The 19,160-nt window shown below is 55.0% G+C and carries 17 protein-coding genes and 1 pseudogene; 10 read left to right on the plus strand and 8 right to left on the minus strand.

Annotated elements, in window-relative coordinates; all coding sequences use genetic code 11:
- Nucleotides 1-3 precede the first annotated feature (3 nt).
- Nucleotides 4-801, plus strand: a complete 798-nt coding sequence (locus tag ACP97_RS03245; protein WP_154019938.1) for a hypothetical protein — start codon at nt 4-6, stop codon at nt 799-801.
- Nucleotides 798-1,898, plus strand: a complete 1,101-nt coding sequence (locus tag ACP97_RS03250) for an ATP-binding protein (RefSeq protein WP_049996410.1) — start codon at nt 798-800, stop codon at nt 1,896-1,898. Before ACP97_RS03245 ends, ACP97_RS03250 begins: the two co-directional genes overlap by 4 nt.
- A gap of 282 nt (nt 1,899-2,180) precedes the next feature.
- Here the strand turns inward: ACP97_RS03250 and ACP97_RS19725 are convergent, their stop codons facing one another.
- Complete coding sequence (locus ACP97_RS19725; RefSeq protein ID WP_154019939.1) at nt 2,181-3,515, minus strand: hypothetical protein; 1,335 nt, start codon at nt 3,513-3,515, stop codon at nt 2,181-2,183.
- A gap of 41 nt (nt 3,516-3,556) precedes the next feature.
- Between ACP97_RS19725 and ACP97_RS03270 the strand changes: the two genes are divergently transcribed.
- On the plus strand, nt 3,557-4,438 hold the full coding sequence (locus ACP97_RS03270) for a recombinase family protein (protein ID WP_049996414.1): 882 nt from the start codon (nt 3,557-3,559) through the stop codon (nt 4,436-4,438).
- 211 nt (nt 4,439-4,649) lie between these two features.
- Nucleotides 4,650-4,787, plus strand: coding sequence for a hypothetical protein (locus ACP97_RS19730; protein ID WP_154019940.1), 138 nt, complete (start codon nt 4,650-4,652; stop codon nt 4,785-4,787).
- A 7-nt stretch (nt 4,788-4,794) separates the two neighbouring features.
- Here the strand turns inward: ACP97_RS19730 and ACP97_RS20295 are convergent, their stop codons facing one another.
- The gene (locus tag ACP97_RS20295) at nt 4,795-4,965 is read right to left on the minus strand and encodes a DUF7556 family protein (RefSeq protein WP_202593545.1); all 171 of its coding nucleotides are present in this window, start codon (nt 4,963-4,965) and stop codon (nt 4,795-4,797) included.
- A 604-nt stretch (nt 4,966-5,569) separates the two neighbouring features.
- Nucleotides 5,570-6,388, minus strand: coding sequence for a hypothetical protein (locus ACP97_RS03280; RefSeq protein WP_049996416.1), 819 nt, complete (start codon nt 6,386-6,388; stop codon nt 5,570-5,572).
- A 156-nt stretch (nt 6,389-6,544) separates the two neighbouring features.
- Between ACP97_RS03280 and ACP97_RS03285 the strand changes: the two genes are divergently transcribed.
- Nucleotides 6,545-6,943 (plus strand): hypothetical protein, encoded by a 399-nt coding sequence (locus ACP97_RS03285; protein WP_049996417.1) that lies wholly within the window; start codon nt 6,545-6,547, stop codon nt 6,941-6,943.
- 224 nt (nt 6,944-7,167) lie between these two features.
- On the opposite strand, the gene ACP97_RS03290 is transcribed toward ACP97_RS03285, so the two are convergent.
- The gene (locus ACP97_RS03290; protein WP_049996418.1) at nt 7,168-7,653 is read right to left on the minus strand and encodes a cupin domain-containing protein; all 486 of its coding nucleotides are present in this window, start codon (nt 7,651-7,653) and stop codon (nt 7,168-7,170) included.
- Nucleotides 7,654-7,834: 181 nt separating this feature from the next.
- Between ACP97_RS03290 and ACP97_RS03295 the strand changes: the two genes are divergently transcribed.
- Nucleotides 7,835-9,142 (plus strand): APC family permease, encoded by a 1,308-nt coding sequence (locus tag ACP97_RS03295; RefSeq protein WP_049996419.1) that lies wholly within the window; start codon nt 7,835-7,837, stop codon nt 9,140-9,142.
- A gap of 41 nt (nt 9,143-9,183) precedes the next feature.
- Here the strand turns inward: ACP97_RS03295 and ACP97_RS03300 are convergent, their stop codons facing one another.
- The 3 genes from ACP97_RS03300 to ACP97_RS03310 all read right to left on the minus strand — a co-directional run bounded on the left by ACP97_RS03300 (nt 9,184) and on the right by ACP97_RS03310 (nt 11,268).
- Nucleotides 9,184-9,801, minus strand: a complete 618-nt coding sequence (locus ACP97_RS03300; RefSeq protein WP_049996420.1) for a GAP family protein — start codon at nt 9,799-9,801, stop codon at nt 9,184-9,186.
- 202 nt (nt 9,802-10,003) lie between these two features.
- Nucleotides 10,004-10,669 (minus strand): hypothetical protein, encoded by a 666-nt coding sequence (locus ACP97_RS03305; RefSeq protein ID WP_079977538.1) that lies wholly within the window; start codon nt 10,667-10,669, stop codon nt 10,004-10,006.
- Nucleotides 10,666-11,268 (minus strand): hypothetical protein, encoded by a 603-nt coding sequence (locus tag ACP97_RS03310; protein WP_049996422.1) that lies wholly within the window; start codon nt 11,266-11,268, stop codon nt 10,666-10,668. Before ACP97_RS03310 ends, ACP97_RS03305 begins: the two co-directional genes overlap by 4 nt.
- 116 nt (nt 11,269-11,384) lie before the next feature.
- On the opposite strand from ACP97_RS03310, the gene ACP97_RS03315 reads away from it, so the two are divergent.
- Complete coding sequence (locus tag ACP97_RS03315) at nt 11,385-11,882, plus strand: DUF1269 domain-containing protein (protein WP_049996423.1); 498 nt, start codon at nt 11,385-11,387, stop codon at nt 11,880-11,882.
- A gap of 247 nt (nt 11,883-12,129) precedes the next feature.
- Here ACP97_RS03315 and ACP97_RS20715 read toward each other — a convergent pair.
- Nucleotides 12,130-15,159 (minus strand): annotated as a pseudogene (locus tag ACP97_RS20715) (Eco57I restriction-modification methylase domain-containing protein); the annotation flags it as partial.
- Nucleotides 15,160-15,208: 49 nt separating this feature from the next.
- Between ACP97_RS20715 and ACP97_RS18935 the strand changes: the two are divergent.
- From ACP97_RS18935 to ACP97_RS03335, 3 genes are all read left to right on the plus strand, one after another.
- Entirely contained in the window at nt 15,209-15,817 is a 609-nt protein-coding gene (locus ACP97_RS18935; RefSeq protein WP_161782616.1) for a hypothetical protein, read from the plus strand.
- Nucleotides 15,814-16,791, plus strand: coding sequence for a tyrosine-type recombinase/integrase (locus ACP97_RS03330; protein ID WP_049996426.1), 978 nt, complete (start codon nt 15,814-15,816; stop codon nt 16,789-16,791). Before ACP97_RS18935 ends, ACP97_RS03330 begins: the two co-directional genes overlap by 4 nt.
- A 517-nt stretch (nt 16,792-17,308) precedes the next feature.
- Nucleotides 17,309-19,081, plus strand: coding sequence for a hypothetical protein (locus ACP97_RS03335; RefSeq protein WP_154019942.1), 1,773 nt, complete (start codon nt 17,309-17,311; stop codon nt 19,079-19,081).
- Nucleotides 19,082-19,160 lie beyond the last annotated feature (79 nt).

Genomic DNA, 19,160 nt, shown 5'->3' on the forward strand with positions numbered 1-19,160 from the left:
GTAGTGAAAACAGAACAGATAGAACTCAAACGAGACGCAGAAACACGATCCGACAAAATCCTTCGGCTGGCGATAGCCTACAAGAACTGGGTAGGGGCCTTCGTCGTTCTATTCGCCATCGGAATCCTGATGCGGTGGATTGTGATACCGCTCGGCATCCCCAGCTGGGCAGCGATCATCGCAATCCTCTCAGCCATCTGCGCAGCACCCTCATATCTCACAGCAAAATGGCTCGCTGACAAATTCTACGAACCAGATGTCGACTTCATGGTCGAACTTGATGGCGCATCGAAACACGCAGTCCGCGTCTACAAACAATTGAAAGGCGAATTCCTGAAACAGTACGAGAAGAAACAGCAAGAGCAGACGTGGACCAACGAACTCTCGAAGAACGTCTACATGTTCAGAGACATCGACCATGACGAGAAGGTCGCAACCGGAAACTACCCTACGGAAACTCCTGACGTTGAACTCCTACGAGATCGGGAGCGGATAGACGCTCAGCGCTGGGAGAACAACAAATGGGTGCGCGTCGGCTGGAAACTGTTTGCCCGGTTCGAAGCCATCGAAGATAACGTCAAAGGCCGGTACTTCAAGAGCCTGGTCCGAGAGGGAATCGAGCGCAAAGCCCACAACCCCGACGAACTGCTGGCAGAGATCGAAAACGACATCGAGGAACTCAAAGAAAAGAGCGAGGAGGGAGACAGGGAGAAGCTTCAAGATATCATCAACAATGCAGACCCCGGTATCGAGATGAAAGACATCGATATAGACCAACTGCAGGGTGACAAGGAGCGGTGAGTGATAATCAGCGCTGGGTGGCCGCTGAGTTCCGTGAAGCCCTGCTGCGCGGCGATATACCTGCACTGAAAGAAGCTGGCCTGCTCGACCAACAGGATATCAACTGGTTGCTCTCGTTCAAGCAGTCTGTACCCGAGGCAGAGGAAACCGACCGCTACGAAGAAGAACTGGAGAAAGCTGTCTCGAAGAAAGTCAGCAAAGCAGTGAAAAACGGGAATATCAGCGTGATGGCGCACGGCACGGGCGTGAACTCGCAGCGCGTGGAAGCCACTGGGTACGAACGCCTTGTGAACGCGATCAAACCTGCCGCCCACCAGATCCTGATCAAAGGTCCGAAGGGCAGTGGAAAATCCACGAAAGCCGTCGACCTGGTAAAGCAGCTGCACGACGAGTTCGACGGCGATCTCAAGATTATGACCAACATCAAGGGGCCTGACGAACATGAGGCCGTCCGGTTCGGTGAGACGATGTCCGAGTTCCTTGAGTTTGCGAAGGAAGACGGTGAAAAGGTGATTATCGGCGACGAGTTCTCAACCGTTGCGAACGAGTGGACTGGCGGCAGCGATGTCAAGGACCAGTTCGGACGAGCGATCAATGCCCTACGTAAGTCCGAGGGTGGCTCTACACGCCTGATTATCATCGGTCACGAGCACGATACGGATGTGGCGAAGATTCTGCGTGTGCAGTCTGATGTAGTGATACGAGCGGATGGGAAGAAGCGCGAAGGAATGATTGACAAATTAACTGTATTTGAGAGTTGGAATGACTACAAGAATCACCAAGACTGGTTCCGCGTGCGTGGGATGCGCGATATACCGCAGGATTCGCCGTGGAGCTTTGACGACAAGTACTTCGCCCACTTCGAGTTCGACCTGGACAACCCTGAGAAGCAGATCGAGCGCGGGAAGCTGATTGATGACTGGGAGAAGTACCAGGAAGAGGATGCTGAGGATGATACGCCGGATTACAAGCGTATCAGATGCCGTGGTGAGAACAAGACTGGTGAGCGATGTGGCTCACTCACAGATCATGAAACAGGTTACTGCCCGGTTCACCGTGAACAAGGAGATGGCAGTATTGATCCCCGCCGTGAATGAGTTTCGGCCCTCACACGCACGCTAATATAGTGCTATTTCGACTCCCCCTCACGCGGCCTTTTACGCGCGTACACGCGCGAGCCCTGCAGAACTGATTTTCTAAACTACTGCTGTTCCGGATGTGGGGTGGTGTCGGTGATCGGCTCCCTCGGATTCATCTTGACTGCGATGGGATTCGGTCGAGGATGTGTTTTGATCGGTGATTTCAGCTCTCACTTCGATATTGGTCTTGTTTCGGACCGGATCTTGGCCTCATGGGCATGGGTAATCGAGGAGGATACCCTATCCGTTATCGGAGTCATCTCCAAACTTGATACGAGGCCTTGCTCTCATTGAATAGAACCGGTCGAACGAATCATTCTCAGAACCAAGAAGCTGATTTCGTAGAATCCGCTTCAGCAGGACAAGAGTCACTTCTTGCATCTCAATCAATTCACCTGTAGACACATGAGGATCACCATGAGAAACGTAGTTCCTTCCAGGACTCCAGAAATATGCCGGTGTATCCAATTCATCCACGTCTGGAACAACCTGCGAAGCTAAATCCTCCGTCTCTACATCAAGCTTATCAACCAAATGCTCTATTTTCGGCCCAGTTGATGTAGACACCTCATCCTCCTGTGCGTGCTTGAGCGCAAGTAACTCGATTGCACTACATGTGCTCAACATCTTACCCTCAACTGGCCGGTCCGGATCTCTTGCATCGATATAGTACCCGAGTACCTGACGGACCCGAAGATCATCGCGTACACGAGGAGTATAGTTCTCATAGGCTTGTTTGACATACTCTGGAAAATCACCCCGGAGTACATGATCTGGAAATGAGCTAAATCGTCCGCCGACATTCGCCGTACTCCCTGTTTTCAGCAGTTCATAATGAACATCGAGATCATCAACTGAGATTCCGTCCATAGAGATAATCTTTGCTCGGATTAACCGAGGTGCTGTCTCTTGGATCAGCTGAGATATTTCGAGAACCTTATGAACTGATTCTTTCGCCATTTCAACCTGATGAGCGAGATCGCCATGAATCCGCTGCTTAACACGGATTTTCCCGGTCCGGACTGGTCGACGATGCTCTTCGATTGCTTCTGTTCTTTCTTTCGTATCTGTAAGCGGGACTCCATATATGGCTCTCTCATCAGATTCGGTATACCGGATTTCGATTTCTTTAGGGATGTCAACATCAGAATTGTTCTGGTTAGAGATTTGTTGAAACATATTCCGCGTTTCGGTGTCGACTTCATTCCTTGGCGGTATCTCTGGTTGAAAGCATACAACATCAAATTCGACTACAACCTCGATCTGTTTGTCCGGAGCATGATCCGGATCTTGAGTCAGAGAAACCGTGTCACCATTGATTGAGAGCAGCGAGCAATCGTGGATATCTCCAGCTCTTACCCTTTCCATATGGACGTCGTATCCTCTTTTGTCGACACCCTCAACCGAGGCCCAAGAGCTGTAAATATCTGTAAACGGATGTACGACTCCTTCTTCGAACTCAATTCGTAGATTTCCGCCCTCAGATAGGATAATCCGACCTGTATACGGGTCATCGCCTTCCCCGAGTTCGAGTTCACACGGTATTTCGAGGAAAGTTTCATTTGGTCCGACCATATCCTTAACCCGGATTTTCGCCCGGACTACTTAGTAACTCTGTGAACTCGATCTTGCAGAACCCGGAACTTCCGAAATGGATCATCGAGAAACAACTGTTTTCGGACAACCTTCGAGAACCCCTGTTCTTTATAAGTAAACTTGTGGCATTCAGAAGCATGGGTTTGACCGCTATTTATGTCCGAGTTTCTACTACCAAGCAGTCAAATGATCGCCAGCTGGAAGAGTGTCAGAAAGAAGTCGAAGGTGAGCACGAAATCTATGCCGATATCGGCTCCGGGTCCAAACCAAACCGAGATGATATCCAGAGACTGATCGAAGATATCGAAGCCGGGGAAGTCGATAGGGTAGTATGCTGGGAGATCTCCAGAATCGGGAGAAAACTCAGCTTCGTCTCACAGTTCATAGATCTCTGTACAGAGGAAGGCGTCGAACTCGACACAGTCAACGACATGTTCCCCGGAATCAGGCCCGGCAACGACATCTTCGATAACATGATCAACCAGCTGATGGCCTGGATGATGGAGTTCGAGCGCGAAATGATCAGAGAGCGTGTGCAATCCGGCGTCAACAAGGCAATTGACGAAGGAAAATGGGTGGGTAGACCGCCCTACGGCTTCACGACAAACGATGATGGCTATCTTCAAATCAAGTCGGAGGACTATCTTGCTATGCAGCAAGCGGTCGAACGAGTCGTCCTAACGGATGAATCTGTGAACAGCACCGCCACTGCGTTCAGTGTTCCCACCTCCAGCCTTCACACTATCGTAAATGACGAAAATAAAACGGAGCTGTATCTCTATGGTGCTCACGACGATAGACGACTAGCACACGCTGTTGATGAAGGAGATATTGGTCAGAAGGGTGAACTCAATCGTCTTAAAAATCGACTGAGTGACCTAGAAGATTCTGTACAGAGATAGCCGTAGACTAGTTTTCAATCGTTCCAGTAGGAAGATTTAAGTTGTTTCGGCTCCTACGTATGAGCGAGAATAGTTCGTCGTACGAGTGAAACAGTAAACCAGGAATCGTAGGTTCGACTCCTACTGAGGGCCTGAAAGCGGCTCGGAGTGTACTGCTCTGGAGCTCGTACGACAACAAATAGTAAATATGACAAAGGAAATAACGACGTCAATGATCGCAGGAGCCGTACTACAAATTGCCGACGTGGTGCCGTTGGTTATCGGAGCACTCACCGTCTGTATCGTCCTCACGTGCATCGGCGCGTGGCGAAAGAACGCTGCCCTCAATTCTCCGACCGCAATCCGCTGAGAATCATTTATTGCCAGTTTGGAAGGGGTGCCGCCTCTGTAAGCGGTATTGAGAGCCAAGAGTTGTCACGGGAAATATCGGCAATGATGAATTCCTTCCTGGTGCCGTTATCATCGACCGAGGCCATGATGTCGTTGGCCGTGGCGGGCAACGTCGCAGCAGCGGTATTTGCTGCCATAGTGTGTGAAAGCGTATCACGAGGGATAAGCGCGTCGAAGTTCTCCGGTAAATAGCTGTCTGAATGTGGAATTATCTCCGTCCGTTTTAGAACATCTTCAAAAGTCTAAGTTACGCACTGCGATACAATGATAACTAATCTAACAGAGAGATCGCGGTTCAACTGGGAAGTTCCGGAGTATGTCTTGCTCAGTTTGGCGATGGGATTGGTGGTTGGATTGATCTTCGGATACATCGGTGGCGCTTCGGGTAGCCCAAGTACTGGGTACACTGCCATCAAACCGGGGGAGGCTCACATCACCGCCCGGTACGACTCTGGCAACGAAACTTTGCTGGAAGTGTTCCGCCCAGGCACTACTGGTTACACGATCTGCATGAAGGAAGAAACCATCACCAACTCATCCACGGATCAGATCGAGGCATGGGGCTGTAGCAACTATCCGAACAGGACCCACCCACTGATGCGAGAATCGAACTGACCACCTGACTATAAAAACGACAGTTCCGCATACTCAAACGCGATCTTTGGGAGAAGCTCGCCGCATGAGCCCACGCGAGTCGTCCATTTGGCTCCGTGGGCATTTCTCGCTACCTGCAGAACGGTATCAAAAGGACATATCAGCAAAATCTCGCAAATCCGGGTCGAATGACCCTTCTGGATCGCCGGGATCAATACCGACTTCATTCAATGTCTCTACTGCAACTGAAACTAGATTCCCCATTTGGAGGATCATCTCAGACTTTGATTCCCACGACTTCTCACCGGTAAACCCCATCTCCCAACCACAAATACCATTATCTGGGGATACAGTGATAGTGTGGCCAGCAAAATTAGCATGGGTCGGCTGTCCTGCGCTGTTTTCTGGAAATGACGCAAGAATTACACGAGCACCTATCGAATTATCATTATCTCCTTGAAGTCGTCGTGTGGATGTTGAAACTACCAATTCACTAGCAGTGGGCTCTTCCAAAGTAATGCCAATAGGTATTCGCTGTTCTGAAACAAGAGAATTGACTTTTTCCTTGAGATTATCGCCTAATCGGTCAATACCATATTGCGGAGCTTCGATACCGAGAATGGAGCAGATCGTTTCAAGCTGATTTTGGCTAAGGTCGTGATGTTCCTGAATTGTGGCGAGAAGTTCCTTAGCCTGTGGTTCTGTGAGTGATGTTTCTTCGAGTTGGTTCGGATCTGGCTCGAAGTCACCCACCTCAAGAATTCCTGAACCGTCGGTGTAGATTAACCTCAGCAACTTCAGTGATTTGATGACATCCCAGGAGATCTCGTCCTCATGGCTGAGTCCGTACCCCTCAACGATTGGATCACCCTCTCGCTTGATTTTGTAGTTAATATTTCCGGTTTCGGGCGTCCATGCACGGATGTAGTATCCAGAGTCGTGTTTATATTGTTTGAAGATGGGCATGTGGGAGAGTAATAGGTGGCAGACTAATGCCTTTCGCTGAACAGTGTGCGTCTGATCCAAGAATACTACCAATCACAGACATCTGTTCTGTGGTACTGTCCTACCAGCCGTAGAGTGCCGTATGCGTATTTCAACGCCGAAAACGCACACAATCCTATGCCTGATCATTACCATGAGTCGGTCCGTATCAGCGACGAAACCCTGGTCAACAACCTGCTGGATATCGATGTCGATGACGAAATCGCGGATAGACGGGATCGTATCACGGACCAGATCGAGGAGGTCAAACAGGAGTTGGAGCGCCGGGAGACCATTCATGAGGAGAACGAACGCGATCTCCAGAGCCAGCTTGTACGGCAGAACGAATTGATCCAGAAGGTCAATGCTGGTATCGAGCCAGATGGTGAGATGCGTGACCGGAAACAAGAACTCCACGAGGAACTGCGCCGTGAACGGAAGGAAGCGTTTCAGGACGTGAAAGAACTGAATCGGGAGTTGCGTAAGCTGCGGAAGCAGCGTGAGAAACTGGCCAGCAGTTTGCTGTTCGAAGACTAATGGGGTCCGCAGGTTAGACCAGTTTGCATTGAATGTTTAAATCCGCTCGACACAAGGTTTACTAGCCTAGCAATCGTCCAATTCTCTGATGGCGCTTGGTGCCAAAGGTATGGCCTCGGTACTCATAGGGATCGTCATCACCGGGTGTCGAGTCCGACTCGGGACCGCGACTCGTCATCGGCCAGCGGTCCGTTGTCGGCCCAGTCGAAAAAGCATACCTCTACTCAGCCGATGGTGAACTCGTTGCCACACTCGGTGCAGGCGAACGCGAAGGCTCCCTGCTCGGTGAGGTCGAGGTCATGGACGGTTTCGGCGTCGCACTCGCGGCAGTGGACGAGCGACTCCATCTCCTCGAAGTCGTGGCGGGCCTTCGGCGCGCCGAGGGCGAAGCCGACCACGCGCTCGTCGCTCGTGTTCTTGCCCATCTGGAACTCGCCAGGCGAAAAGCGGATGACCTCGCCCGCCGCCACCTCGTGCTCCTCGCGCTCGCGGCCCACTTCGAACGTCGCCGTGCCCTCCTCGATGTAAAAAACCTCCTCCTGGTCGTGGTGGGCGTGCAGCCCACCCGAAAAGGAGTCGCCGGGTTCGAGTTCGAAGTAGTTCATGGCGAAGTCGGTGGTGCCGAGGTCGCGCGAGACCGGCTTGCGCACCGAGTGCACTCCCAAGGGATTGTTGACGACGGGAACGTCGTCGATGGTGACCTTTTCCATGCGTTGGCTATCGTGGCCGCCGACAAAAACCTTCGTTCGGCGGAGCCACGTCCCGCTCGCCAACGCCACACAGCGACGAGTCCCGTCGAACGGCCCCTGTCATACTCGCCGGTAGTGTCGGTCGGCAAACGATTCCGCCGAACACACTATATGTCGACACAGTCGTGAGCATTGATATAGTATGGCGTCCGATCGGATCACACTCAGCGAGGCACTCTCGATGGCTATCGGTGGAATGGTCGGCGGTGGGATCTTCGCCGTCCTCGGAGTCGTGGCGGCCGAGGCTGGTACCGCTACGTGGATGGCGTTCGTCGCGTCGGGCGTCGTGGCCATCTGTGCCGGCTACTCGGCGCTCCGGCTCAACGCGCAAACGGAAGAGCAGTTGAATCCGATCGCCTACATCGAGCAGTTCACCGGGAGCACGACGCTCGCGGGCATGACCGGCTGGACGTTCATCGCCGGGTACGTCGGCACGATGTCACTGTACGCCTATTCGTTCGGTGGCTACTTCGCCGAACTGATCGGTGCGGACGCGGTCGCGGGTCTTCCGCTCCAACCGCTCATCACGCTGCTCGTCATCGTCGTGTTCGTCGGTCTCAATCTCGGCGGGGCCCACGCGTCGGGGCGCACCGAAAACGTGCTGGTCGGTCTCAAAGTGCTCATCTTGCTCGTCTTCGGTTTCGGCGGGCTCTACTACGGGTTCCAGCGAGGACTGATCGCGTCCGGTTTCGCGGACCTGCAGGTGAGTACATTGCTGGCCGCCAGCATCGGCTTCGTCGCGTTCGAGGGCTGGGAGCTTCTCCTGTTCGATCAGGAGAACATCGAGAACCCCCAACGGACGATCTCGAAGGCGATCTACGGCTCGATCGTGTTCGCGACCGCGCTCTACGTGGTCGTCGCCGTCGTGACGACGAACCTCGTGAGTACGGCGGTCATCCAACGGAACGCAGAGACCGCGCTCGCGGTTGCCGCCGAGCCGTTCCTCGGCCAGTTCGGCTTCGCGTTGATCTCGATCGCGGCGCTGTTCTCGACCGGGAGTGCGCTCAACGCGACGCTGTTCAGCGCGTCCCGACTGTCGCGAATGCTCGTCGCGGACGACCTGCTCCCGAGCCAACTCCGCGGTCGTAACGAGGACGAACCGATCCGTCCGCTGCTCGTTCTCGGCGTACTGACGGCGCTGCTGAGCGGTTTCGGCGGTCTCGACGGAATCAGTTCGTTCGCGTCGCTGTCGTTCATCACCATCTTCGGCGGGTTCAGCCTGCTCGCATTCTTCGAACGCACCTCCATCGTGTCGGCACTGATTCCCGCGATCGGCTTTCTGGGGGCGATCGCCACCATCGCCGGGCTACTCTACAATCTCGTCACGACCGAACCCGACGTCTTCGTCGCCGTGGTTGGCATTTCGGTTGCGGTCGTCGCCACGGAACTGCTGTATTTCGATCGGAAGCCGATCCTCGCCGAAGCACGGGACCTCGAACACCGACTGTAAACGAGGATGCCGCCCCATCGATACGCCGCCAGCCGTTCGGCCTACCCCAGGAGACCGTTCAGGGTGATGGCGACGAACAGGAGGAGGACCACCTCGCTGACGATCCAGGAGTTCGTGTTCATCCAGTCCCGGATCTTCGGGAGGGCGACCTCCGCACGCTCTCCGAGCGCTACTACGGCGAGTGAGGGGAGTGCCAGCAACAGCAGCGTGACGAGGACGAACGGGATCGCGTCCGTCAGCGGGGAGTCGTGGGCGGCGAGATAAGAACCGACGGTGACGGACGTGATGACGTCGGTCGGGAAGAATCCAAGCAGCAGGAAGCCGAGTCGGAGCGAGAATCGCGGCGTGGCCGCCTGGAGTTTCCCCATCCACTTCGGGGGTTCGGACTGCTCGCGCTTCAAGAACGTGCGGACCATGGCGATCAGAAGGAGCACGAGGATGACGAAGTGGACTGTGTCCCCCGAAAAGCCCTGGCCGATAGCACCACCCCCGAGGAAGAACGCAGCGGCGACCACGAGGGAGATCGAGAGCGCCGCGCCCAGCACGAAGGCGGTAGAATTGCGCTGCCACCCCTCGCTCGTGGCGAGGAAGATGGCGCTCAGGATCTGTGGGCCGGAGATCATCACGAGCACCAAGGGGAGAACCGTGAGGAAACTCACGACGGACTCCCGCGTCGCCAGCGGTCGACGGTCGACGCGACTGCCCTCGATACGTGGACCATGCGAACCAGCACGTCGTCATGGATAATCTAGATGTTCCACTAGTTTCCTGAATTTACGGATATTTGTACTTTCCCCGAACGGAGGGCCGAACAGTCACTTTCCGGTTCGAGGACGGCGGAACTCGACGCGGCTCGTCAAGCTACCGTGTCAGTCTGGCGTCGAGCCGTGCGGCCAACTGGTCCGAGATGTCTGTGAGATGTGCCGTCGCGAAGATCGCGACGAGGACGCCACCGGCGATATCGTAGAAGAGGTCGAGCATGGTGTCCTCGAGACCGTACTGGGTGAGGACCTCCGCAGTGCCGAACGCCCGCGACGCCGCGCCGATGGAGAACTCCAGAAGTTCCCAGACGACGCCGAAGGAGACGATGAACAGGAGGAGGTAGACGAACGTGAACGCCGGCGGCATGGCGACGTACTCGGTGTGCTCTTCGAGCGCGCGCGTCGTCGCGTAGGCCACGCCCGCGACCAGCGAGGACGACAGCGCGTGCGTGACGTGATCGTACCACCAGAGCGAGCTGTAGGCGCTCGCGAAGTCGAAAAACGGCAGCGGGACCGTGCCCACGGCGTGGAGGAACATCGCGGTCGTGATCCAGAGCACGATGCCGGCGTCCATCGTGAGCGTGTAGCGGCGTTCGAGCACCGCGGGCAGGAACGTGACCGCGAGTCCGACGCCCGCGTTGACGACGAGACCGGCGTTGCCCGAAAGCGCCCCGACGAGGACGATCCCCACCAGCACCAACTGCATCAGTCGTGCCAACTGCGCCTGTCGAGTGGGCGAGATACCGAGACGACGACGGAGTCTCACGCGAGCTCTCCCGTGGGTCGTTGGGTCGCGTTCTCGCGCAGTCGCCGCCGGAAATACCACGCGAACACGCCGGCGGCGACGAGTCCGGCGACGAGTGTGCGGGCGAAAAACAGCATCAGTTCCGTGTTCGTCGTGAAAAACACCGTCCCACCGAGATAGGTCGCCGCAGCCCACGAGCCGAACGCCCAGATGCCGGCGACGCCGAGCGTGGTGATGACCGCAAACCAGACCGCGAAACCGGGCGTCATACGGACCGTCGTGGTCAACTGGAGTGCGACCACCACGAGCAGCGCGAGCGTGGCGACGGCGATGCTTCGCACGAAGCCGGCGACGAGCACGAGTCCCGCGGCGTTCAGCGCGAACGGGGCCACGGTGAGCGCGAGCAGCGGCCACGGAATCGTCCGCGTCCACGACCCCGCGACCCACGCCGGAACGACGGCGACCGCGACCGCGACGCCCGCACCGACCGCCGTCACGGGTTCGCCGGCGAGGAGGTTGCCGACGGCAGTCAGCGCGAGGACGGCCACGAACAGCCACGCGATGGCGGCGTTCGTCCGCGCGTCCTTGATAAACCACTCTTCGGGAAGTTGCTGGCTCATTGCCTGTACTCCGGCGGCGCAGAAATATAACCTGATCTACAGTTACATATGTATGTGCATATATGAAAGCACAGATACAGTTATGTCGGTAGCGTTCGTGTGAACCGTCGAACAGCATGAACGAACTGATCGTACTCGCATTCGACACCGAAGACGGCGCATTGAACGTCAGGGACAAGTTGAACGACCTCCAGAAACAGGGACTCATCACGCTGAGTGACGCGGCGGTCGTCGTCCGGAAGGGCGACGGCAAGCCGAAGGTCAAACAGGCCCAGAGCCTCGTCGGCGCGGGCGCGCTCGGCGGGAGTTTCTGGGGGCTGCTGATCGGACTCATCTTCTTCGCGCCCATCCTCGGGATGGCCGTCGGCGCGGTCACCGGTGCGCTCTCGGGTCGGTTCGCCGACATCGGGGTGGACGACGACTTCATCGAGGAGGTCGGCGACACCATCGAGCCGGGCCACTCCGCGCTCTTCTTGCTCGTGGTCGAGGCACAGACCGACCGCGTCATCGACGAGATCGAATCGTACAACCCGACCGTGCTCCGGACGAACCTCTCGGCCGAGGACGAGGAAAGCCTGCGCGAAGCGTTCGCCGCCGACGACATCACCGCCTGAGCGACGCAGTTCATTCCTATCGACGTATGTTCTCGTAGTCATTTTCGGTCGTTCCACCGGACGGGACGCCACTCTCGGGATCGCTGTGTGAGGGTACAATCGACCCGAATCCATACCGGCCTGCCAATCGCCCGGGTCAGACGCCCGTCGATCCTCGAAGCGAGGTTCCTCGATCTCGTCCATCGGGTCGAAACCGAAATCGAATCGTCGGGTCCACCCGCGACTACACCACTCGCATCGCACCCGCCTACTCCCCGACCGCATCCTCCACGATCTCGATTTCCTCGTCGGTCAATCCGTACAGCTCGTAGACGATTTGGTCGATCAACTCGTCGGTGCGCTCGATTTTCGCGTCAAGTTCCGCGGCGCGCTCGCTGGCATCCACGTAGCGCTCGATGCCACCCTCGACGTCGGCGAGTTTCGGCAGGGTCAGACTCTCCAGCCTGTCGAGCGGCGAGATCGTCGCGGTGGCGTTGTCCCGATAGCCCGCGAAGCCACCGGCCTCCGCGACCGCGTGGGGCACGAACGCCTCGACGAGCGCGGCCTCGGCCTCACTCAACCCGACGAACTCCATCGCCGGCACGGGGTCGAGTGTGGCGTATCCCCGACTATTCGTCTCGTACTCGTCGGGATTTTCGGGCTTCACATACGGAACCGCCAGCACCCGCAGGTGGTCGCCATCGCGCTCGATTCGCGCCGCCGTCACCCGGAGTGTTGCGAACTCGCTGTCGGCTTGGGTGTCGGTCAGCACCGACTCGTGAAGGCCGCTCGCCGGCTGATAGCGCTCCCCCAGGGGCGGACCATCCGCGTACGTGCCGAGGTAATCGAGGAGATCGAGGTTGAGACCCCGTCTCTTTTCCGAATCAGCCATTCTTTGATTACATAGTTCATTAACAAAATCGTGTGTGTATTTTGTGCGCTCACAAAGTTCATCTGGCAATTCGAGACCATTTTCAATATGGATTAGATCATATAGAATTTCTTCGAAAGAACTCGGAGCAGTGTGCTCTGAATCCTTGAAGTTAATTTCTGGAAGGGGTAGCTCTTCTACATCGTCAAGTGAGATTCTAGGAAATGAATCCGCGATGATTTTGTTGGATGTTCTGATGAAGTACCAAGACAGAAGTGAAGAATTGAGAATAGCTGTCAAGAATTGGTTGCTATACTCCGACACAGATACGATACTCAGTGTAGTCTTGTATCCAACAAAGTCTCTATCTGTATAGGCTGCGTGTATTCTGTACTTTCCCGAATCAGTTATTTCACGGAGGACTACTCGCTCTCCCTTGAAATATTTCGACTCTCTAGGTCGGTGTAGATGATTTCCATAGTCAACATAATTATTGCCATTCAAATTTACTGAATAGCGTGAGATATCGGTTCCGGTCGCTAACGGTAGGTGATTTTCTGTTCTCTTTTCGTTGGAATGAAAAACACGATTCTCAATTTGTTCATTTGTATGATCACTTTGTCCGTAAGCCTGAATGCCGATGGAGACGTCGGAGACAGAGCCAAATCGAACTGAGATGGAATTGATCTTCTCAATTAGCGCTATTTCATCGGATGATTGGCGTATTTCAATTCTATAATCGTCATCGTCAACAAGATCGTCTCGTTTTCCGGTTCTCCTCTCGGTTATTCCGATGATTGAGTCGCCGACATTATGAGCAGATAGAATCGACATCTCACCTCGCGTTTTATCCTTTGTCAGTAACATGATAATCGTGTCAACGGTGGCACCGTTAAAAACACGATTGTCGAAATCTACGATAGACCGTGGCAAACCGTTCTCAATCACATACTTTCGAAGTAGAGATGTATTCTCAAGTGTCAACCATTGCTTCGGAATGATATACCCAAACTCTCCATCATTTCGCAGACGATTGATTGCTTGCTCTATGAACGCATGAAATAGGTCTATTTTGAATTGTGTAGATGAAAAACCTTGTTTCAGATACTTCTTCATAGTTGATTTGGCTTGGACATACGGCGGATTGCCGACAACGGCATCGAAGCCCGCACTCGCCAGTCGGTCGCCGTCCATGTCGAAGAAGACCGCGGGGAATTCGAGTTCCCAGTGGAAAAAGCCCTCCTCGTCGGCCATCGCGCGGGCCGCACGGAACCAGTCGGTTGCTTCGAGGGCGGCCCACTCCTCGTCGTCCTCGATGGCGCGGGCCATGCGCTCGATGGCGTCCTCGGGCACGTCGAGACCGAATTCACTGGCTGTGTGGACCGTCGCCATCGCCTGCAGGTGCTCGTAGAGCGGGTCCTCGCGCATCTCGGCGTAGATCGCCTTCATCGAGTGGATCTCGTCGAGGGTTTCGTTGTCGATGGCGAGCAACTCGCTCATCCGATTCATCACGTGGTCGAGCGCCCGTCGTCGCACCTGCTCGAAGTAGTCGAACGTCGATTGCACGGTCCCGTTCTCCTCGTTCTCGCTCGTGAGTTCGTCGCCGTCGTCGTTCGAGAGCACCTCGGTGATGTCCGACCCGACCAGGGAATTGCCCGCCTTGAGGTGGTGGTCGAGGAAGGCGAGCGGTTGGTCCGCCGCGAGCGTTTCGAGCCACATCGAGAGTTTGGCCAACTCGGTGGCCATGCCGTTCACGTCCACGCCATAGATGCACTCGCGCGAGATCCGCCGCCGAATGTCGCTGTCGTCCTCGTCGTCGAACGCCTCGACGTTCTCGTCGACCTCCCGCACCTCCTCCATCAACGCGTTCGTGAGATAGGCCGTCGCCTTCGTCAGGAAGTGCCCGCTACCCATCGCCGGGTCCAGAATCTTGAGGTCGGTCACGCGCTCCCAGAAGGCGACCACGTACTCCTCGGTGCCCGGCTCCAGTCCCGAAAGCTCCGCCTCGATGTCTGAAAGCAGCGGCCCGACGGTCTCCTCGACGATGTACGTCACCACGTAGTCGGGCGTGTAGTACGCCCCCGTGGCCTTGCGCTCGCCGTCGTCGTTCACCACGTAGAGTTCACCCTGTTCGACCGTCTCGACGGCCTCGGCCACACTCACCTCGTCTGCGGGCTTCCAGACCTGTCCCCCATCGCCCGCGACGGCGGCCTGCGCTTCGGGCGCGACAGCAAATTCGTGTTCGAGCAGTCCCTCGTAGATCGTCCCCAGATGGCGCGTATCGAGGTCGGCGTAGTCCGCGGCGACGTGGCCCTCGTCGGTCTCGGTCGTCGAGAGTCGATAGATCACCTCCGCGAGATGGCGATCCGACACCTCGTTTGCGGCGAGGAATTCGTGACTCTCCTCGTCGAACAGCCCGCCATTGTAAGTTCCTGACTAAAGAAACACTCATTATAACCGGCCCCGTTTGTCCGACTTGAGGGAAAGCACAATGGCAAACAGCAACCGTGTATTAGTCAATCTACAAGTTGACGACGGACAGAGAGAACGATGGAAAGTATACGCCGACGACTCGCCCGAACATGACTCACTTTCCCAACTCATTCGGTTCGCCGTCGAACGTGAGATAGGAAGTAGCAACATGACTCAGGGGAGCGATGGACTCGGCGACGGTGCAAGCGAACAACTCGCCGAACTCCGCGAAGAGAATCGACAACTCCGGGCAAAGATCGATGGACTCGCCGAGAGTGTAGAACGGATAGACGACAGGCTGGCTGAGCCGAGTGGGGAGATCAGGGAACTCGCGTCTGATATCTTCGAGGTGTTGCCAGAACGTGATTTGGTGGTCGATGAGCAAGGTAATCCACGACTGTCTCATGGGTTCGGACTCCCTGACGACCAGAACAAGGTACATGAAGGAACACCCGAAGCCGTCGCCGAGAATATGGGCATAGACGACTATCAGGCCCTACGTGCGCTCGATTTGCTTGAGAGAGACATGAGCATGGTCGAGAAGGGTGTTGTGTACGATGACGGTGTGACTCGATACTACCTCGATGAAGCTCACTACGAGGAGAACCGATGAGTCCAGCGATCACCCAGTACGAACCCTCTCCGTCGGTTGAGGCATTCCTACGGCGAGAAAAAGGTATCAATGCAGAACAAACATGGAAAAACCGACGCACAGACCTCAAAGACTTTGAGCAGTGGTGGAGAGAGAACAACGGCGACGATATTATTCATGCTCGGCCACTCGACATTGAGCCATTCTTTTTCGAGCGGGCGGACGATGGATACGCTGCGAAAACGATCAAAAGCCGATACAACTCACTGAGCGCGTTCTACCGATATCTCTCCCAAAAGCGGGAGCTAATCGAAGAGTCGCCGTTTGAGAGCATGGATCGGAAAGACTACAACCGATTCATGAGCGGCACGAAAAAGTCGGAAATAACACGGGATAAAATCTCCTACGTTACGACCGAACAAGCCGAACAGCTTGCCGAGAATGTGGCGAACCCACGACTCAGGAACGAACTCCTAATCAAACTCGCGTTTCAGACGGGGTTACGAGAGGGCGAACTCGCCTCGATAGAACTCAGTGACATCGACAGGGACGATCGGAGCATCAAGATTCGGGCGGAGAAAACCCATGAAAATCGAACAGTGTACTACCAACCCTCCCTCGATATGTTGCTACAGCAGTGGATAAACGGGGGATACCGAGATTCGTATTCGAAAGCGGGCGAATCGCAATATCTGTTCCTGTCGATCCATGCCCCGAAGCTCGAAAGCGCGAGAGTGAACAAGGTTGTCAAACAAGCCGCCGAGAACGCTGGTATCCAAGAGACGATGTACGTGGATATGGCCGGAAACGAACGGAAAAAGATCACATCTCACGCTCTGAGGCACGGCCACGCGGTCGAGAGTCTAAAATCTGGTATCGACGTTCGTACCGTTCAGAAACACCTCGGCCACGCAGAACTCGATATGACGATGCGCTACCTTCAATTGATTGAGGACGATGTGAAACAGTCCTACCAACAGTTCGGGAGTCGGTGAACCACACTCCCCACCCTCAGAAGCCCGCTACGCCGTTTCACCCCCAATGCATCCCTTACCACTCAAAGAACATCCGCACCTCATACGGGACGAACTGTGGCCTCCTACGCGACCCTACGATGGACTGTGACGACAGGGCTTTGAGTAGAATCCGGATTGAACCGCAATTCTACTCGGTATATAGATACACCTCCTCTGGGAGGGTACAGATTTATATATTTGTAGAACCTATCTACACGCTAATGGGTCGATGGCTCAGAACTTGGTTAGCGGCGGCAGAGTCAGAGACGTGTCTATCCTATGTAGTCGAGCAGATCACACAGACGGCTCTCTCATTTCTTTTCTTGATGGTGAGGGAAAACGCACAGAGCGACTTTAGGTGTTGGACGCACCGTGAAGGCGGAATATTGCAGTGTTGCAGGTTGGGATATGGGTCAACCAGCTAACTCTACGCTGCCGAAGGATATTAACCTTTCGGTTAGATTCATGTCCCATCTGCATACGTTATTTGTAACAGATGGAAAACTCACTATCTACGAGCGGACAGTATAGCAGCGCGACGATAGACGATACCCCTGAAATCAACTCAGGAACCTCCCCGCACACGCTGGCACGGTGGAATCAGTTTACCGGCTGGAAGTATAACGGGGACAAAAAACAACCAGCAGCCTACTACAATGGCGTTCCCAATGAAGTTCGGCATTCATGGTCCGATCCACGAATGTGGACTGACTTCGAGAAAGCCCAATGGCACGGTGAGAACGTCGATAATCTCGACGGGTTTGGGTTCGTAATTCAGAGCGAGGATAGGCCCTACAACTCAAACCCGGACCCATTCACCCTACTCGACTTCGACAACGCTCGAAACCCGGATACGAAAGAAATCCACCCATACGTTCTCGACTTCATTCGGAGAGCGAACAGTTACGCCGACGTTTCGGTTTCGATGAGTGGAGTTCACTTACTCGTTATCGGGAGGCTTCCCGACGATCTCTCGCTGATCATTATGCCCCTACCAGAGCACCCGGACTTCCCCGATGCTCAAATCGAGGTGTACGATGGAGGACGCTTCATGGCTATATCAGGCAACCACATCGTCGGAACACCGCTTGAAATCAATGAGGGGCAGGAGCTTATCGATGAAGTAGCTCAGGACTTTCGGGAGTGGAGGAACGATACAGAGAGCGTCACAAACGACGAGAGAGCGCCCATCAAAGCGCGACAGTACGATGAGAGGGAGATACCCAATGAACGTCCGAAGTGCTACCAGCTTAGTCTCATGGCCCGACAGAACCCACCCAGTGAAGGGGGGAGACACGAGATAAACAAACTCACCGCGATTGCTGGGATAGCTGCTGGCTATGGATACGACCAAATCATGGCCGACTTCGAGGAGTATGCCCCACCTCAAGGATTCCATGAAGAGGAAACCAGCAAACACCTCAAGGGAATGCTCGGGGAGGGAATGAAGCGGCCGAACACGGAAACGCTGTTCGGCTCTGGTATCCTCCCCACCAACTACTGTCCCTGTCCAAATCACTTCGGAGGGGCTGATATCGATGTTGCCCCCTTCCCGGTCGAAGAGGTGGATGACGCATGGCAAATCGAGAACGAACTGGGTATGCCATTAGAAGAGGTGTGCCACGTCTCTGAGCGATTGAGGCGCACACTCGGCGATGGAGTCTTTACCCAATACGATACGGAATATCAGCAGGATATGGCTGCTGTGCGCTCTCTGCTGTACTACCGCTTTGAAGAACAGGCGATCATGAATATCCTCTGGAACCTTCGACAGTGGGAGGATACTACCCCGGAATATCTCACCCGGACAATCGTCAAGACCACTATCCCGTTCCCAATCGATAAGCAACTTCTTAGGGGATTGCACACAGATACGATGGAGAACGTCGAGAACCCCAGTAAGAAGGACAGACCGTCGGTGAGTGTCGAAACCCTCCGACAAGTCAAGAACGCGCTCAAGTACAGCGAGGGAGAGATAACGACGACCGATATCGTTGATAGTTGCTGGGTGAAGTGGGACGATGCAAAGAAAAGCTCTGTTCAACGCCGAGTCCGGTGGGCTATCAGCATCCTAATCGAGGCTGGATACGTTACCAAGCATGGAGCAGGTAGGTGGACCCACTACGAAACCAGCGAAGAGATACAGGATCTCGCACTCCCCGGCGAACACGACTGGGAGATGGCTACTACCGAACTCATGGAGGAGTACGGAACAGAACAAATCACCGCCGAGAATCAAATCGGAGAAATAGAAGTAGAACGCTTCTAACTCCGATTCTCTACCGGATAATAGTACTACGGTAATGGGTGGGGTAGGTTACTCGACTTCCTTCCCCTCCGTTCGCCAC

Origin of the sequence: Halococcus sediminicola, from assembly GCF_000755245.1 — an archaeon.
Classification (GTDB): domain Archaea; phylum Halobacteriota; class Halobacteria; order Halobacteriales; family Halococcaceae; genus Halococcus; species Halococcus sediminicola.

Bases quoted from the DNA above. Each gene is read 5' to 3' on its own strand.
- ACP97_RS03315 (WP_049996423.1), top strand. From the start codon at position 11,385: ATGAACGAACTGATCGTACTCGCATTCGACACCGAAGACGGCGCATTG.
- ACP97_RS03335 (WP_154019942.1), top strand. From the start codon at position 17,309: ATGGAAAACTCACTATCTACGAGCGGACAGTATAGCAGCGCGACGATA.
- ACP97_RS03285 (WP_049996417.1), top strand. From the start codon at position 6,545: ATGCCTGATCATTACCATGAGTCGGTCCGTATCAGCGACGAAACCCTG.
- ACP97_RS20295 (WP_202593545.1), bottom strand. From the start codon at position 4,965: ATGGCAGCAAATACCGCTGCTGCGACGTTGCCCGCCACGGCCAACGAC.
- ACP97_RS03310 (WP_049996422.1), bottom strand. From the start codon at position 11,268: ATGAGCCAGCAACTTCCCGAAGAGTGGTTTATCAAGGACGCGCGGACG.
- ACP97_RS03330 (WP_049996426.1), top strand. From the start codon at position 15,814: ATGAGTCCAGCGATCACCCAGTACGAACCCTCTCCGTCGGTTGAGGCA.
- ACP97_RS19725 (WP_154019939.1), bottom strand. From the start codon at position 3,515: ATGGTCGGACCAAATGAAACTTTCCTCGAAATACCGTGTGAACTCGAA.
- ACP97_RS03290 (WP_049996418.1), bottom strand. From the start codon at position 7,653: ATGGAAAAGGTCACCATCGACGACGTTCCCGTCGTCAACAATCCCTTG.
- ACP97_RS19730 (WP_154019940.1), top strand. From the start codon at position 4,650: ATGATCGCAGGAGCCGTACTACAAATTGCCGACGTGGTGCCGTTGGTT.
- ACP97_RS03280 (WP_049996416.1), bottom strand. From the start codon at position 6,388: ATGCCCATCTTCAAACAATATAAACACGACTCTGGATACTACATCCGT.
- ACP97_RS03295 (WP_049996419.1), top strand. From the start codon at position 7,835: ATGGCGTCCGATCGGATCACACTCAGCGAGGCACTCTCGATGGCTATC.